The organism is Croceicoccus naphthovorans, from assembly GCF_001028705.1.
GTDB classification, from domain to species: Bacteria; Pseudomonadota; Alphaproteobacteria; order Sphingomonadales; family Sphingomonadaceae; genus Croceicoccus; species Croceicoccus naphthovorans.
Window position 1 is genome coordinate 2,268,419 of the sequence record NZ_CP011770.1, and the last position, 15,515, is coordinate 2,283,933.

Annotated in this window: 13 protein-coding genes; 5 read left to right on the forward strand and 8 right to left on the reverse strand. The window is 63.8% G+C overall.

All coding sequences use genetic code 11. From position 1 onward, the window contains the following. Positions 1-39 precede the first annotated feature (39 nt). The 5 genes from AB433_RS11415 to AB433_RS11435 form a co-directional block, all read right to left on the reverse strand. Positions 40-1,242 (reverse strand): type III PLP-dependent enzyme, encoded by a 1,203-nt coding sequence (locus AB433_RS11415; RefSeq protein ID WP_047821088.1) that lies wholly within the window; start codon positions 1,240-1,242, stop codon positions 40-42. A 215-nt stretch (positions 1,243-1,457) separates the two neighbouring features. Then, a complete protein-coding gene (locus tag AB433_RS11420) occupies positions 1,458-2,285 on the reverse strand; it encodes a hypothetical protein (RefSeq protein ID WP_156170793.1) in 828 nt (275 codons plus the stop codon). Positions 2,286-2,819: 534 nt separating this feature from the next. Continuing rightward, complete coding sequence (locus AB433_RS11425) at positions 2,820-4,001, reverse strand: carboxynorspermidine decarboxylase (RefSeq protein WP_047821090.1); 1,182 nt, start codon at positions 3,999-4,001, stop codon at positions 2,820-2,822. 21 nt (positions 4,002-4,022) lie between these two features. Further along, complete coding sequence (locus tag AB433_RS11430) at positions 4,023-4,412, reverse strand: hypothetical protein (protein WP_156170794.1); 390 nt, start codon at positions 4,410-4,412, stop codon at positions 4,023-4,025. Positions 4,413-4,417: 5 nt separating this feature from the next. Continuing rightward, entirely contained in the window at positions 4,418-5,629 is a 1,212-nt protein-coding gene (locus AB433_RS11435; protein WP_047821091.1) for a saccharopine dehydrogenase family protein, read from the reverse strand. Between the two features lie 164 nt (positions 5,630-5,793). On the opposite strand from AB433_RS11435, the gene AB433_RS11440 reads away from it, so the two are divergent. Further along, the gene (locus AB433_RS11440) at positions 5,794-6,228 is read left to right on the forward strand and encodes an MAPEG family protein (RefSeq protein ID WP_047821092.1); all 435 of its coding nucleotides are present in this window, start codon (positions 5,794-5,796) and stop codon (positions 6,226-6,228) included. Here the strand turns inward: AB433_RS11440 and AB433_RS11445 are convergent. From AB433_RS11445 to ilvD, 3 genes are read right to left on the reverse strand one after another with little or no spacing between them, the layout of a single operon-like run. Then, complete coding sequence (locus AB433_RS11445; RefSeq protein WP_047821093.1) at positions 6,225-7,430, reverse strand: class I SAM-dependent RNA methyltransferase; 1,206 nt, start codon at positions 7,428-7,430, stop codon at positions 6,225-6,227. The genes AB433_RS11440 and AB433_RS11445 overlap by 4 nt on opposite strands. 10 nt (positions 7,431-7,440) lie before the next feature. Then, positions 7,441-8,829: a bifunctional ADP-dependent NAD(P)H-hydrate dehydratase/NAD(P)H-hydrate epimerase gene (locus AB433_RS11450; RefSeq protein ID WP_047821094.1), complete on the reverse strand. Its 1,389-nt coding sequence runs from the start codon at positions 8,827-8,829 to the stop codon at positions 7,441-7,443. 1 nt (position 8,830) lies between these two features. Next, positions 8,831-10,690 carry a dihydroxy-acid dehydratase gene (ilvD, locus tag AB433_RS11455; protein ID WP_047821095.1) on the reverse strand — a complete coding sequence of 620 codons (1,860 nt, stop codon included), beginning with the start codon at positions 10,688-10,690 and terminating at the stop codon, positions 8,831-8,833. Positions 10,691-10,839: 149 nt separating this feature from the next. On the opposite strand from ilvD, the gene AB433_RS11460 reads away from it, so the two are divergent. The 4 genes from AB433_RS11460 to AB433_RS11475 all read left to right on the forward strand — a co-directional run bounded on the left by AB433_RS11460 (position 10,840) and on the right by AB433_RS11475 (position 15,507). Then, positions 10,840-11,271: a DUF3806 domain-containing protein gene (locus AB433_RS11460; protein WP_047821096.1), complete on the forward strand. Its 432-nt coding sequence runs from the start codon at positions 10,840-10,842 to the stop codon at positions 11,269-11,271. Between the two features lie 143 nt (positions 11,272-11,414). Further along, positions 11,415-12,914 carry a PhoX family protein gene (locus AB433_RS11465; RefSeq protein ID WP_218916945.1) on the forward strand — a complete coding sequence of 500 codons (1,500 nt, stop codon included), beginning with the start codon at positions 11,415-11,417 and terminating at the stop codon, positions 12,912-12,914. A 65-nt stretch (positions 12,915-12,979) separates the two neighbouring features. Continuing rightward, complete coding sequence (locus AB433_RS11470) at positions 12,980-13,411, forward strand: hypothetical protein (RefSeq protein WP_156170795.1); 432 nt, start codon at positions 12,980-12,982, stop codon at positions 13,409-13,411. A 65-nt stretch (positions 13,412-13,476) separates the two neighbouring features. Further along, positions 13,477-15,507, forward strand: a complete 2,031-nt coding sequence (locus AB433_RS11475) for a DUF3857 domain-containing protein (RefSeq protein ID WP_245626653.1) — start codon at positions 13,477-13,479, stop codon at positions 15,505-15,507. Positions 15,508-15,515: the final 8 nt, after the last annotated feature.

Sequence of the window (15,515 nt, forward strand, 5' to 3'; positions counted from 1 at the left end):
TTTCAGCGCAAAGTCTCAACGTAGCGAGACGACCCAGGCCTAGCGCAGCGAGACAACATTATCCGAAACGCGCGGATCGTCGCGGTCGCCGCGATAAAGGCTGCTCATCGGTTCGTCCGCCACGGTTTCCACCGGACCGGTGCCGAAGCCGTTGAACCCGGTTCGCATCGCCGCGCCATAGGCGCCGAGCATCCCGACCTCGATATAGTCGCCCGCCTTGATGTCGGACGGCAACTGAAACGGACCTTCCATGAAGTCCGCATCGTCGCACGTAGGCCCATAGAACGCGAAGTCCTCCGCCTCGACATCGTTGCCCGCAGTCCCGTCGGCGGCGATACGCCGCACCGGAAAGCGCCAGCCGATATGAGCGGCATCGAACAATGCGCCATAGGCACCGTCGTTGATGAACAGCTCGTTCCCGCGGCGCTTTTCCACGCGCACGATCATCGAATTGTACTCGGCACAAAGCGCACGGCCCGGTTCGCACCACAATTCGGCGTTGTAGGCGATAGGCAGCGCATAGAAATGCTGGTGGATGATCTTGAAGTAATCTTCCAGCGGCGGCGGTTCCATGCCGGGATAGATCGAAGGGAAGCCCCCGCCGACGTCGATCATGTCGATAACCACCGACGCTTCGGCAATGGCCGCGCGAACGCGGTCCAGCGCCTGAACGTAGGCGAAGGGCGTCATCGCCTGCGACCCGACGTGGAAGCACACGCCCAGCCAGTCGGCCACCTGACGCGTCGCCTGCAGCAGCGCTGGCGCTTCGGTCAGGTCGACGCCGAACTTCGCGGCCAGCGACAATTCCGAATATTCGGACGACACGCGCAGGCGCACGCAAAGGCGCAGATCCTTCGCACCCTTCGTGGCGCGAACGATCTTCTCCAGCTCCTCGACCGAATCGAGGCTGAAGGTCTTGCAGCCGTGATCGAAATAGGCCTCTGCGATCGCACGCTCGGTCTTAACCGGGTGCATGAAGCACAGCGTTGCCTCTGACAGCGTTTCGCGCACCAAGCGCACCTCGGCGATAGAGGCGACGTCGTAATGCGTTACGCCCGCGTCCCACTGAATGCGCAGCAGGTCTGCCGAAGGGTTCGCCTTTACCGCATAGAGCACCTTGCCCGGAAACTTCGTGACGAAGAATTCGGCTGCGCGCGCAGCGGCATGCGGGCGGTTCAGGATAACCGGTTCGTCCGGAGCGGTGGCGCGGACTACAGCAGCGGCGTCTGGATGATGGTGCAACTCAAGGGACCCCCAAAACGGTTCGTTCTCACAAGGGCTGCCTTGCGGTTGGGAAGTCCCCCCTTGAGAACCGGAGTTCCTTGGGGCTCGGCAGCGAGGGGGCGCATATAAGTCAGCCACGATGAACTGCAAGTGAAAACTGCGCCTGTCATTGGCAAGCCTGCCCCGGACGGATCGCGCGTGTGGCGGGACGGGTCGATCCGGTTCGCCCGGGATCAGCCCTTCAGCCCATCCGTCGTCGTTCCGCGCGAAAACGCGCCGCCAACCGCCATGTACAGGCTGCCCCCGGCGGCGGCGGCGGCCGGGCCGACGTCGCGAAACAGCAGGCGATCGCGATCCTCGTCCGATACCGGGTCGATCGGATCGGGCTTTTCCTCGATAATCTTGCGAAGGCGGGCCTTGTCAGCTTCATGATCGCCCGAAAGATCGCCCAGACGCTCAACCAGAATCGGCAAAGCCGCTGGGGTCCGCCCCGAATCGAGCGCCGAGAGCAGGAGCAGTCCTTCCAGCGTGATGGCGCGCGGCAGCGTCACGCCCTTCATCAACACGATCAGCGGTGTGCGCCCCACCGGGTCGAACAGGAAGACATAGACATTGCCCGACATCGGCAGCATCCAGCCGGTGAAGTGCAGGCCGGATCCTTCCATCTCGATGTCGAGCATACCGTTTTCGTCGATCCGGAAGATGCCGTAATCGTGGAACAATTGATCGGGCATCATCACCGAAGGGCGTGTCGTTCGCCAAAACCCCTCATAGGCGGGGGCGCGGAATTCCATCTCGGGCTTCGACGCTTCGACCATCTTGGCAAACGGCCCTTCGGCCAGCAGATCTGGGCCCAAGGGCGCCGCACCATGGAACACGATGCCGATGCGCCGTGCCATCTCGGCCCGGTCCTCATACCAGTCGGCCAGCGTAATATCCGGAAAATACTCACGAAAAACCGTCGTCAGCCGGGCAAGATTGTGTTCGCCGGGATGGATCGTTCCCTTGACCCAGCGCCCGACGAGCGACTTGTCAACGCCCACCTGCTGCGCCAATGCCACGCGACTAAGCGAAGACGCCTTCAAGAGCATATCAAGCTTTTCTGAAAGATTCTCGACCTTTTCCATTGGCTTTCAATTAACAACAATCAGGTTGTTTGCAACTAAGTTGCAAGACGGTGCATTACGATGCGCAGTGCGGTGCAACTCGCATCTTGTCCGATTTCAGGCACAACTTGCGCGCGTTCCGGGTCGATTGGGGGATTGGCCTGGCCGGGTCGCCGGCATCGATTGTCATATATCGATGAACTGTAACAGCGGTCTTTGGCGAAACTCCGTCTAGTCAATGATTGCGCCCGGTCTTGCCGTTTCTGTTCCAATTCGGCGGATCGGGTCCTTAGAAAGCGGGACTTGCGGCAACGCGGGCCTGCCGACCGGGGATCGGTGTGAGCGATCCGCGGTGTGACACTAGGCTGCCCGACCGGCTGCCGCCTTGTCCGGGTGGCACCTTCCTGACGGTTGGGAATCAGTCTTACGGTTTGTCCGGACCGGTCACACTGTGGGTCGCTCCGCCTTTTGCGGCGGAGATTTCCCCGATCAGCTCAGCCGATCGCGAAACGCATCGTAGCCAAAGCCCTTGATCTTCTCGAGCATGCCCGTCTCGCTGTCCCACAGCCAGATCGAGGGCAGCGGAACGCCGTTGAAGGTGTTCGTCTTCACCATCGAATAGTGCGCCTGATCAAGGAACGCGAATCGCGCGCCCGGCTCCGGTTTGAACGGAAGTCGATAATCGCCGATGACATCGCCCGCGAGGCATGACGGCCCGCCCAGCCGGATCGGTTCCAGCCCCGATTCCTCGGGCAGTTCGCCCAGCATCGCAGGGCGATACGGCGCCTCGATCACATCGGGCATATGGCAGGTGGCCGAAACGTCGGTAATGCCCAACGGCATGCCGTTCCAGTGCGTGTCGAGCAGGGTGCCGACGAGGATCCCGGCGTCGAGCGCGACCGCCTCGCCCGGCTCCATGTAGATCTCGCAGCCCGTGGTATCGCGCACGTCGATCAGGAAGCGGACAAGGTCGTCGCGCTGGTAATCGCTGCGCGTGATGTGATGCCCGCCGCCGAAATTCAGCCACTTCATGTCGGGAATCACGTCTTCGAGGTAGGGCAGCAAAGCCTCCCACGTGCGCTTCAGCGGCTCGAAATCCTGCTCGCACAGCGTGTGGAAATGGATGCCGTCGATCCCTTCCAGATGCTCCTCGGTCAGTTGGTCGATTGGAAAGCCCAGCCGCGAATGCGGGGCGCAAGGGTCATAGCGCGGCACCTCGCCCTCGGCATGCATCGGATTGATGCGCAGGCCGACATCAAAAGTATTGCCGCGGTTGCGCGACAGTTCGATCATTTCCTTGAACCGATCGTGCTGCATCGGCGTGTTGAAGATGACATGGTCGGAGAGGCGCAGGATTTCCTCCATGTCCTCTTCTTTGTAGGCCGCGCAATAGGTCGCGATTTCGCCGTCATAGCGTTCGCCCGCCAGCAGCGCTTCCCACAGGCCCGAGGTGCACACCCCGTCGAGATATTCGCCGATGGTTGGCGCGACCGACCACATCGAAAACGCCTTCAGCGCGGACAGCACCTTGATACCGGCGCGGTCGCGAATGTCGGCCAGAATGCGCAAGTTGTCGCGCAGCTTGGCCGAATCGACGACGAAGGCCGGGCTGTCGACAAGGTTCAGGTCAAAGCGCGCAAAGGCGCCGGGATCGCCGGCACGGGTTTCCATCAATCCCTCCGCAAAAAAATTTCAGTCGACGCAGATCGCGCGGACGAGTTTACCGTCCACCACCTCGGCATAGCACCCGAACAGCGCGTCATCCGCCTGACAAGTGCCAACGACCTCGCCATCGGGGCCGTCGTCGACCGCGGCGACGCATTTGCCGTCGCACTGCTGGTTATCGGTGCAGGCCTTGCCCGCGTCGGCATAGGGGTGGACGCACATCAACGTTTGCGCCCTGCCCCGCCGGTCCAGAAAACCGCCCGCCGCTTCGCACGCCGCGCCATTGGGATCGCCGTCTTCCGCCATGCCCTGCGCGTCGGGCGCTGCGATTTCGTCGGCGGGCATAGGTTCATCCGCCACCGCCTGCGAACAGGCAGCGGAGAGCAGGAGCAACGGGGCGAGGAAAAGAGCGCGCATGGCGATTAAAACGACAGCGGGCCGTCAAGTTCCTCGACCGTCCACGGCAACCCGTGTTCGTTCAACATTTCCATGAACGGATCGGGATCGAACTGCTCCATGTTGAACACACCTTCGCCCCGCCATTTGCGGGTCAGCATCATCGCCGCACCAATCATCGCCGGAACGCCGGTGGTATAGCTGACCGCCTGATTGCCGGTTTCCGCATAGGCATCCTCGTGGTCGCAGATGTTCTTGATGTAGAACGTCTTTTCACCGCTGCCGTCCAGCGCCTCGCCCGTGGCGATATCGCCGATGTTGGTCTTGCCCTTGGTCGTCTCGCCAAGGCTGCTGGGTTCAGGCAACACCGCCTTCAGGAACTGCAGCGGGATAATCTCGCGCCCTTCGTACATCACCGGGTCGATGCGGGTCATGCCCACGTTCTGCAGCACGGTCAGGTGCTTGATGTACTCGTCGCCGAAGGTCATCCAGAACCGCGCACGCTCCATTTCGGGCACGAAGCGGGCGAGGCTTTCCAGCTCCTCGTGGTACATCATGTACATGTTCTTCGGGCCGACGGCCTCGAAGTCGAACTCTTGACGTACGCCCATTGCCGGGGTCTCGACGAACTGGCCATCCTCCCAGTGCCGCGCGGGGGCGGTAACTTCGCGGATGTTGATTTCCGGGTTGAAGTTGGTGGCAAAGGCCTGTCCGTGATCGCCGCCGTTGCAGTCGAGAATGTCGAGCAGGCGGATCGTCTTCAGCTTGTGCTTCTTCAGCCACATCGCGAAGACACTGGTCACGCCCGGATCGAAGCCGCTGCCCAGCAGGGCCATCAGGCCCGCTTCCTTGAAGCGGTCCTGATATTCCCACTGCCACTTGTATTCGAACTTCGCCTGATCGCGCGGTTCGTAGTTGGCGGTATCCATGTAATCGACACCCGCATTCAGGCAGGCGTCCATGATGTTCAGATCCTGATACGGCAGGGCCAGATTGACGACGAGGTCAGGGCGCACTTTCTCCAGCAGGTCGGTCGTCGCCGGAACGTCGTCGGCGTCGATCTGATAGGTCTCGATAGTCACGCCGGTGCGCTGCTTCACCGAATCGGCAATCGCCTCGCACTTGGAAACAGTGCGGCTGGCCAGCGCGATGCTGGAGAAAATATCGGTGTTCATGGCCATCTTGTGGACCGCGACCGAACCGACGCCGCCCGCGCCGATAACCAGAACCTTGCTCAAATCTCGTCTCCCGCATCGTGGGGTGTGTTTTGGGGTTGGTCGCCGATATAGGCCCCTGCCGTTGCAGGACAAGGACAGGTTTCGCTGTGGGCCGGGCGGGACTGGACAAGTGGCCGCGCCCGCCGCATCACATGCGCCTCAACCGGGGAAAGAGGTCTGCGCAAATGCCCGACAAGGCGATACTGATACCGGCGGCGTTGCTGGTCGTTTGGACGATGGTCATGGCCATCTGGATGCTCGTCGACCGGGCGGGCACCTTTTCCGCGATGAAGCTCGACCCTTCGAAGATCGAGCCCGGTCTGCGCGGAAGCGACCTGCAAAAGATGCTACCGCCCGGCCGCCGCGACTGGCCAGCGCACAACTATGCCCACCTGATGGAGCAGCCGACCGTCTATTACGCGGCGGTCATCATGCTCTCCATCGGCGGACCCACGGGTTACGACAAGGTACTGGCCTGGGCCTATCTGGCGCTGCGGGTGGTGCACTCCGTTTATCAGGCGCGTATCAATATCGTGAAAGTGCGGGCGATGATCTACGTTGTGTCGACGCTGGTAATGGCCATCCTGTCGGTCCGCGCGCTGCTGTCGGTCCTCAACTAGCTTTCGCGCACGAACAGGCTGGCCAGCTCGACGTGCGTGGACCAACGAAACTGGCCGACCGGGCGCAGCTTTTCCAGCCGATATCCCGCCGCGACCAACGTGGCGGCATCCTTGGCCCAGCTGGCGGGATTGCAGCTGATGTAGCAGATGCGCGGCACGGTGCTTTCGGCCAACCGCGCAACCTGTTCCTTCGCCCCGGCACGCGGAGGATCGAGCAGAACCGCGTCGAACTTGCCGAGGTCGGCGGGCAGCAGCGGATTGCGGAACAGGTCGCGGTGCTGGGCGAACACCTGCCGCTGCGCCGTGCCGGCCGCACCCTTACACGCCAGGTGCGCGTCGCGCGCGGCCTCTGCGGCGAGAACTTTCGCGCCATCGGATAACGCAAAGGCAAAGGTGCCCAGACCGGAAAACAGATCCGCCACCGTCTTTGCCCCCGCCAGCCACTCGCGCGCATCGGCGATCAGCGCGGCCTCACCCTCCTGCGTCGGCTGCAGGAAGCTGCCGGGCGGCAGGCTGACAGGAACACCGCCCAAAGTGACGGTAACCGGGTCCGGCTCCCAATGCGTTTCCGGGCCGTAGCCATCGTCCATCGTCAGACGCGCAAGGCCGTGGGCTTGCGCGAAGTCGATCAGCGCCTCGGTCTCGGCCAGACCGTCGGGCGTGAAGCCCTTGACGTTGCAGTCCACGCCTTGGTCCGCCAGCGTCAGGTGAATGTCGGCGGCCAGTCGCTTGCGGGCGAACTTGGCGAACAGGTTACGCAGCGGCGCGACCATCGCGAACAGGTCCGTGGCCATGACCGGACATTCGGCCATGTCGACGATGGCATGGCTGCGGCCTTCGCGAAAACCCATGCGGGCCGATTTGCCGCGTGCTTCGAGGTGCAGGGTCGCGCGGCGACGGCTGTTCGGCGGCGAGAGGTGGGGCGGCAGAAACTCGGCCGGTTCCAATCCCTGCCCCGCCGCGGCATTGGCGACGCGGTCCCGGACGAAGGCGGTCCAGCTGTCTTCGTCCAACTGCTGCAACTGGCACCCGCCGCATTTCCGGAAATGGCGACAGGGCGGCGTGGCATGGTGGGGACCGGGCGTAACGGCGCCGTCTGGCGCTACGGTGTCGCCGGGGGCTGTCATGGGGACATGGCGGCCCGATGCGGTAACGCCATCGCCCTTGGCCGCGATGCGCAGGACTTCTTCGGTTTCGCTCATGCGTCGGCTTTCACAGGCAAGACACCAGTGCGGGTTTGACAGCTTCGGCCAGATCGCCCGCGTGGAATGCCAGACCGGCGGTCCGCGCGGCCTCTCCGTGCAGCCAGACCGCCTCGCCCGCCGCCTGCCACGCGTCGTGCGTAACGGCGAAGCGAGCGGCGACCAATCCGGCCAGCACGTCGCCCGTGCCCGCGACCGACAGCCAGCTTGGCGCGGGTGGCGCGAAGGCCAGTCGGCCGTCAGGCGCGGCGATCAGGGTATCCGGCCCTTTTGCGATAACCACCGCCCCGGTCGCTTTGGCCAGAGCCGCCGCGCGTTCGGGCTTGCCCGCATCGGACGCCAAACCGAACCGTTTTTCCAGCGCGGCCAGTTCGCCCTCGTGCGGCGTCAGGATCGCACCCGGTGCTGGCACGCCCAGTAGGACCAGCGCATCGGCATCCAGCACGATGCGCCGCCCGCTGCCCAGTGCAGCGTTCAGCCGTGCCTTGGCGTTGTCGTCACGGCCCAGCCCCGGTCCGACCAACACCGTAGCAATCCGCTCGTCCGCCAGCGCATCGGGAAGATCACCATCGCCAATGGATTGCGCGACCAGCCATTCGGGCGCTGCCCCTGCATCGCGCGCCAGCAACTTCACATACCCTGCGCCGCCATGTGCAGCGGACTTTGCGGCCAGCAGAGCGGCCCCCGGCATCGCGCCGCCAACCACCGTGACCAGCCCGCGCCGATACTTGTGCGCATCGCTCGCCGGGGCCGATATCCGCGGGCGTTCGAGCAGGACCGCCCCGCCCGCCTCGCGCTCCGTCCCGATGTCGACCAATCGCGCCGCATCCCAACACGCCATCGCGGGCATCAGGAAGTGCGCCCGCTTCCACGCGCCCAATGCAATACACAGCGCATAGTGCGGCAGCCGCGCGGCCAGCAGCGTACCGTTATCGCTATCAATCCCGCTCGGCATATCGACGGCAACCACACAGCCGTGCCGGTCGGCAAGGTCGTTCAACAAGCTCTCGAACTCGTTTGATAAGGCCCGGTTCAACCCGCTGCCGAACAGGCAGTCGACCAGCACCGCGCCCCGTGGCTCACCCGCCCCCACGACTGCACCGCGATAGAGCGATGCGGCGCGCCGCGCCGCATCGGTACCCGGCTCTCGCGCTGCAACGACCTGCACTTTACCGCCCCGCTCGCGGATCGCCTCGGCAATCACGTAGCCGTCACCGCCATTGTTGCCCGGCCCGCACAGCACCGTAACCGGCTCACCCGCCGCAATCCGCCAGACATATTCCGCCGCGCCGCGCCCCGCGCGCTGCATCAGTTCGTGAACATCCGCGCCGCCGTCCATAAGCCGTTCTTCCGCCGCCACCATCTGGCGAACGGTCAGCACCTGATCGGCGGCAAGCATCTTACCGAACGCGCGTGATGGTCGACAGGTCGCGTACCGCGCCGCGCGCGGCGCTTGTCGCCATCAGCGCATAGGCTTTCAGCGCGGTGGAAACCTTGCGCGGGCGCGGGTGCGCCGGGGCCCATGCCGCATCGCCCTTGGCCTCCATCGCGGCGCGGCGTTCGGCCAGCACCTCCTCCGACACCGCGACGTTGATCGTCCGGTTGGGAATGTCGATCTCGACCATGTCGCCTTCCTCGACCAAGCCGATCGCGCCGCCCTCTGCGGCTTCCGGCGAAGCGTGGCCGATGGAAAGGCCGCTGGTGCCGCCAGAGAAACGCCCGTCGGTGATCAGCGCACAGGACGCTCCCAGCCCCTTCGATTTGAGGTAGCTGGTCGGGTAGAGCATTTCCTGCATCCCCGGTCCGCCGCGCGGTCCTTCGTACCGGATCACGACAACGTCACCCGCCACCACCTTGTCGCCAAGGATGCCGACGACGGCGGCCTCCTGGCTCTCGAATACCTTGGCCGGGCCCTTGAATGTCAGGATCTTCTCGTCCACGCCCGCCGTCTTCACGATGCAGCCGTCACGCGCGATATTGCCGTAAAGGACGGCCAGACCGCCATCCTTGCTGAAGGCGTTGTCGGCATTGCGGATCACGCCCGAAACACGGTCGGTGTCGATGTCTTTCCAGCGGCGGTCCTGGCTGAACGCGGTCTGCGTCGGCACGCCGCCGGGCGCGGCGGCATAGAACTCGCGGACAGAATCGCTGTTGGTCCGACCCACGTCCCAACGCTCCAGCGCTTCGCCCATCGTCCGGCTGTGCACGGTGGGGCATTCGGCGTTGATCAGCCCTGCCCGCTCCAGCTCGCCAAGGATCGCCATGATGCCGCCCGCGCGATGAACGTCTTCCATGTGAACGTCGCTCTTGGCGGGCGCGACTTTCGACAGGCACGGCACCTTGCGGCTCAGCCGATCGATGTCGGCCATGGTGAAATCGATCCCGCCCTCGTGCGCGGCGGCCAGCAGGTGGAGCACGGTGTTGGTCGACCCGCCCATCGCGATATCCAGGCTCATCGCGTTTTCGAACGCGGCGAACGATGCGATGTTGCGCGGCAGGACGCTCTCGTCCTCTTCCTCGTAGTACTTCTTGCACAGGTCCACGACCGTTCGCCCCGCCTCGCGGAACAGCTTCTCACGGTCGGCGTGGGTCGCCAGCATCGAGCCGTTGCCCGGCAGCGACAGGCCCAGCGCCTCGGTCAGGCAGTTCATCGAATTGGCGGTGAACATGCCGCTGCACGATCCGCAGGTCGGGCATGCCGAACGCTCGATCGCGGCGACGTCTTCATCGGAAACACTGTCGTCGGCAGCGGCGACCATCGCGTCGACGAGGTCGAGGGCGACTTCCTTACCCTTCAGGACGACCTTGCCAGCCTCCATCGGCCCGCCCGAAACGAAAACCACCGGAATGTTCAGCCGCAGCGCCGCCATCAGCATCCCCGGCGTGATCTTGTCGCAGTTGGAGATGCAGACGATCGCATCGGCGCAGTGGGCGTTGACCATGAATTCCACCGCGTCGGCGATCAGGTCGCGGCTGGGCAGCGAATAGAGCATGCCGTCGTGGCCCATCGCGATACCGTCATCGACGGCAATGGTGTTGAATTCCTTGGCCACGCCGCCAGCCGCCTCGATTTCGCGCGCGACAAGCTGGCCCAGATCCTTCAGGTGAACGTGACCCGGCACGAACTGCGTAAAGGAGTTGGCGATGGCGATGATCGGCTTGCCGAAATCGCCGTCCTTCATGCCGGTCGCGCGCCACAATCCGCGCGCGCCCGCCATGTTGCGGCCGTGGGTGCTGGTGCGAGAACGATAGGCGGGCATGATTTGGCTCCGGTAGATATGCTTTGCCGCCCGTCCCTAGCGGCGGCGGCGGTCAAGTCTAGGGGACAAATGCCGCCGCGGCCATGCCCTCTGCCCCGATCCAGCGCAGATTTCGCAGATGCCACATCATCGTGTTAGGGTCCGATTCGATGAATGACCTACCACGCTACCGTCTGGAAGACGCAGAGCGAGAGTGGCTTGAAGAATCCCGTGCGTGGATCAAGGGCCACTTCAGCGAAGAGGCCGACGACAACTACGCCGATCCCGATGCGAAGCTTGCGGTGGTGCGCGCCAATATCGCACAAGGCTGGGTCGGACCCGAAGATACGTGGAAACTGCAGGCACTGGGCATCGCGATGGGCGATGCGCTGGCGGACGAGCTGTTGCTCGACTGGGTCACGATAGAGGACGAATATGGCCGCGTCCCCGCGCTGAACTGGCCGGGCACCTCCATCGTTCTCTATCCCGTGACCATGATCTCTCAGCGGATCGAGCGCGGCGAGGAAGTCGACATCGACGTCATGTTCGAGGAAACCCGCACCCGCCTGCAGGAAATCGCCTTCAGCGGAGACGTGCAATAAGCCACTGCACGCCTGTCACAATCGTCCGAACCAACGTCATCCGGGCATCACACCGCCGCCCGTAAAGCGTAATCGCACCCCCCTAGCTTCCGCCCCATCGAATCGCCGCGACGATCGCGGTGTCGAGCGATGGAGGAATTAACGTGCAAATCGGTGGTATGAACAGGCGTGCGATCCTGCGGGGCGGCGCGAAGGCTGGTGCGGTAACGGCGCTGGGCGGTGTGCTGAGCGGGCTTATGGCACGCCAGGCGCTGGCCGCGGATACGGTGGGACAGCTTGAACCCGCGATCAGCCCTTATGGCGGCCTGTTCCCGGTGAAGGATCAGGAAACCGGCCTCGAATTGCTGAAGCTGCCGCGCGGCTTCACCTATCGCACGTTCAGCTGGCAGGGCGACTTGATGACCGACGGCGGCCGCGTGGCGGTTGCGCATGACGGCATGGGTGTCGTCTCGGGCGGCGGCAACGGCGGTCAGGATACGTTCCTGATCCGCAACCACGAAGTACGCAGCAACGGCTCGCTGATCGCCGCGCCGGGTCAGTACGACACCGTCGGTCAGGGCGGCGGCTGCGACGTGCTGCGCGTCCGCAACGGCAAGCTGGTCGAACACTATGCCACGCTGGGCGGCACCAGCACCAACTGCGCCGGCGGCATCACGCCGTGGGGCACTTGGCTGACCTGCGAGGAAACGACCTTCGACAACACCGGCAACGGCGGTAAAAAGCACGGCTACACCTTCGAATGTTCGATCGACCCGTCGCAGACGACCGGCGAGCCGATCGTCGGCATGGGCCGCTTCGCGCACGAAGCCGTCGCGATCGATCCGGTGACGGGCTATGTCTACGAGACCGAGGATTCCCGCAACGTTTCGGGCCTCTATCGCTACAAGCCCAATAACACCGCACGCCAGTACGGCGCGCTGGCGCAGGGCGGCCAGCTTCAGGCAGCGCGCATCGTCGGCGTTCCGGCGGCGAAGCTGCTGGCACTGGGCGGCAACAACGCCGTGAACTTCGTCGGTCAGACGCTCGACGTCGAATGGGTCGACCTCGACGAACCCGATGCCAACCCCACCGGCGGCATGTCCGGCCCCTATGCCGAAGCGCTGAGCAAGGGCTGTCTGACGATGAGCCGCGGCGAAGGCATTTCGCACCACGGCGATTCGCTGGCCATCGTCGACACCAGCTTCGGTCGCGACAGCAGCAACCGCGACGGTCGCGGCCTCGGCTCGGTGTGGATCTACACGCCCAGCACCAGCAACCCCGAACGCGGCACGCTGACCCTGCTTTACGCAGCGGCGGCGCGCGTTGCCGGCAACAACCCGGACAACATCACGATCTCGCCGCGCGGCGGCATCGTGACCTGCGACGATGGTGCCGATGTCGATGACGGCTTCGGTGCGGGCCAGCGCCTGATGGGCTATTCGGCGCAGGGCGCGGCCTATATCCTCGCCAAGAGCAACGTCGCGTTCGACGATGCCGACATCGCCTCGATCGGTCGCACCGGCCAGTTCCCCGCCGACGACTATCGCGGTTCGGAATTCTGCGGCGCGTGCTTCGACCCTTCGGGCCAGACGCTGTTCGTGAACGTCCAGACTCCGGGCATCACTTTCGCGATCCGTGGCCCCTGGGCTTCGGGCAACCTTTGAGCAGGTTCGAGCAATCGGGGAAACCGACCCGGTCAGGCGCATTGCGTCTGGCCGGGCTGGTCCTTTTGGCGAGTACTCTGCTGGTCGGCGGATACTGGCTGATCGATGGGCTAAGCTCCGACGGCCCCGCCGAACGGGACGGTTTCGTCCTGCTGCCGGGCGGGCAAGGCCCTGCCGCACCGGGCACGGTCCGCGCCACCGATGCCGCCTACACGGGCCGCGTCACGACGGGCCGCGATTTTGCCGAGACGCTTGCCCTCGCACCGGCCTCGGCCGGGCGGATGGGCCGCGGCTATGTCATTACTGCAGATAGCAACGCGGGCATGTTGGCAGGCCACAAGATGCGGGTCGGCGATGTCATCCTCGACATGGATGGCAAACCACTCGACCCCGCGCGCATCGCGGCGCTGGGCACCGAACTGGGCCAGTTCGACGCGGTGGAAGTGACATTCGTGCGGCAGGGACAGATGCGGCACCGGTTACTGACGTTCGACTGATCCGACAGCCTTGCTAATCGGCCAAATTCAAGGTCATATCCGCGCAACGCATCTTTGGGGGGACTATGTTGCGAAGTTCGATCCTGTTTTGCCTTGCCACTATTCTCGGTGCAACTGCGGCCCATGCCGACGAAAGCCAGATAGAACGCGGCCCACTGCCGCAATGGGTGCAACCCTCGGAATTGATGGACCTGCCCGAGAACCCGACCGGTGCGATTTTCGTAAGGCAGCAGGATACGCTGGTGCACCTCGATGCCAAGGGTCAGGCGCAATATCTAGGGTACCGGATCAAGGTGCTCCATCCCAACGCGCTGCAGCTTGGCAATCTGTCGATTTCCTGGAATCCTGCTGGCGGAAATCCTGTCATCCACGCGCTAAAGGTCCATCGCGACGGCGAAGTGATCGATGTCCTGAAAGACGCGCGTTTCGAAATCCTGCGCCGCGAGGATCAGTTGGAAGCCGCCCATATCGACGGCATCCTGACCGCGGTGCTTCGCGTTGCCGATCTTCGGGTTGGCGACGAGTTGGAATTCAGCCTGACGACCCGCACGGACGACCCCACGCTGGGTTCGACAAGTTCGGGAGCTCTGGTTCTTCATCCTGAGCCCGGACCGGGCCGTTATCGGTTGGGACTAAGCTGGGACGACGGGCAAAAGCCGACAGTGCGGATGACGCCGGCCTTCACTGCCGCACAGCAAGCAGGCAAGCAGGCGCTGGATTTTCAGTTCGACAATCCGCCAGTCGTGATCGCGCCGAAGGATGCGCCGCCGCGCTATCAGGTTTTCCGGTTTGCGGAGTACAGCGACTTTGCCGACTGGAACGCCGTGTCCCGGCGATTCGCCAAACTCTATTCCGAAACCTCACAGATCGGCAGCAGTGAACCGTTGATGCGCGAGGTCGCGCGGATCGCGAAGCTGGATGGAGGCAAGCTGGCCAAGGCGAGCGCAGCGCTGAAACTGGTGCAGCAGGACGTGCGCTATATCTACGTCGGGCTGAACGGCGGCAACCTGCGCCCTGCCGATGCCAGCGAGACGTGGAGCCTTCGGTACGGCGATTGCAAGGGCAAGACCGTCCTCCTGCTGGGCCTGTTGCGCGAACTGGGCATCGATGCGCAGGCAGTGATGGTCAACAGTTCGGGAAACGACGACGGCTTGGACGAACGGTTGCCCAGCCCCGGCATGTTCGATCATGTGCTGGTCCGCGCGCATATCGACGGGAAAACCCATTACCTCGACGGCACGCTTCCCCCGGTCGTCCCGCCATCGGAAAAACCGTTGCTGCCCTATCGCTGGGTGCTTCCGCTAACCAGCGACGGCAGCGGGCTGGAGCATCTCGATTGGCACCCCGCCGAATTGCCCGATTCGATAAACATCTATGAAATCGATGCCCGACAAGGGTTCGACGAACCGGCGCGGATCACCAGCAGGACGATCATTCGCGGCGTCGCGGGGCTGGAGCAACAGGTCCAGTTATCCGCCGTTTCCAAGGCCCAGATGCTGAGCGCCTTTCGCCAGAGCCTGACTGGCGATACCTGGCAATCGATCGAGAATGTCGATTGGCATTACGACGAAAAAGCAGGCGCCAGCATCCTTGAGATTACCGGGCTGGGCACGGTCGATTGGGATGACGATGGCGACGGAGCGCGATCGCTGGCCTTGCCGGGTGGCGGCTTTAACCCGCCCCAGCGTCGCGTCCGAACCGCAGAGCAGGACCAGTCGCTACCCTATTACAACAAGCCCGAATTTTCCTGCCATGTGACGACCGTGCGCCTGCCCGCCGACACCCGGCCCGAACAATGGTCGCACAAGCGCAGTTTCAATCAGGGCATGTTCGGTCGCAACTATTACCGCGCGTTTGCGATCGAAGACGGCTCTCTCCGCATGGTGCGATCTTACCGCGTGGAGGAGCAGGAGATCACCGCAGCCCGCGCCGCGAAAGACAACGGTCGGATTGCCGATTTCGACAACAGCATGGGCTGGATTTTCTATAACCCGGAACGCGACAGGCCCGTCGTCAACCGCATCGACGTTCCGGCAACGTTCGAGATCGATTGGGCGACAGACGCTTCGGCATGCCTGTCGCCCAACGCTGCCTAGCGGAGCCT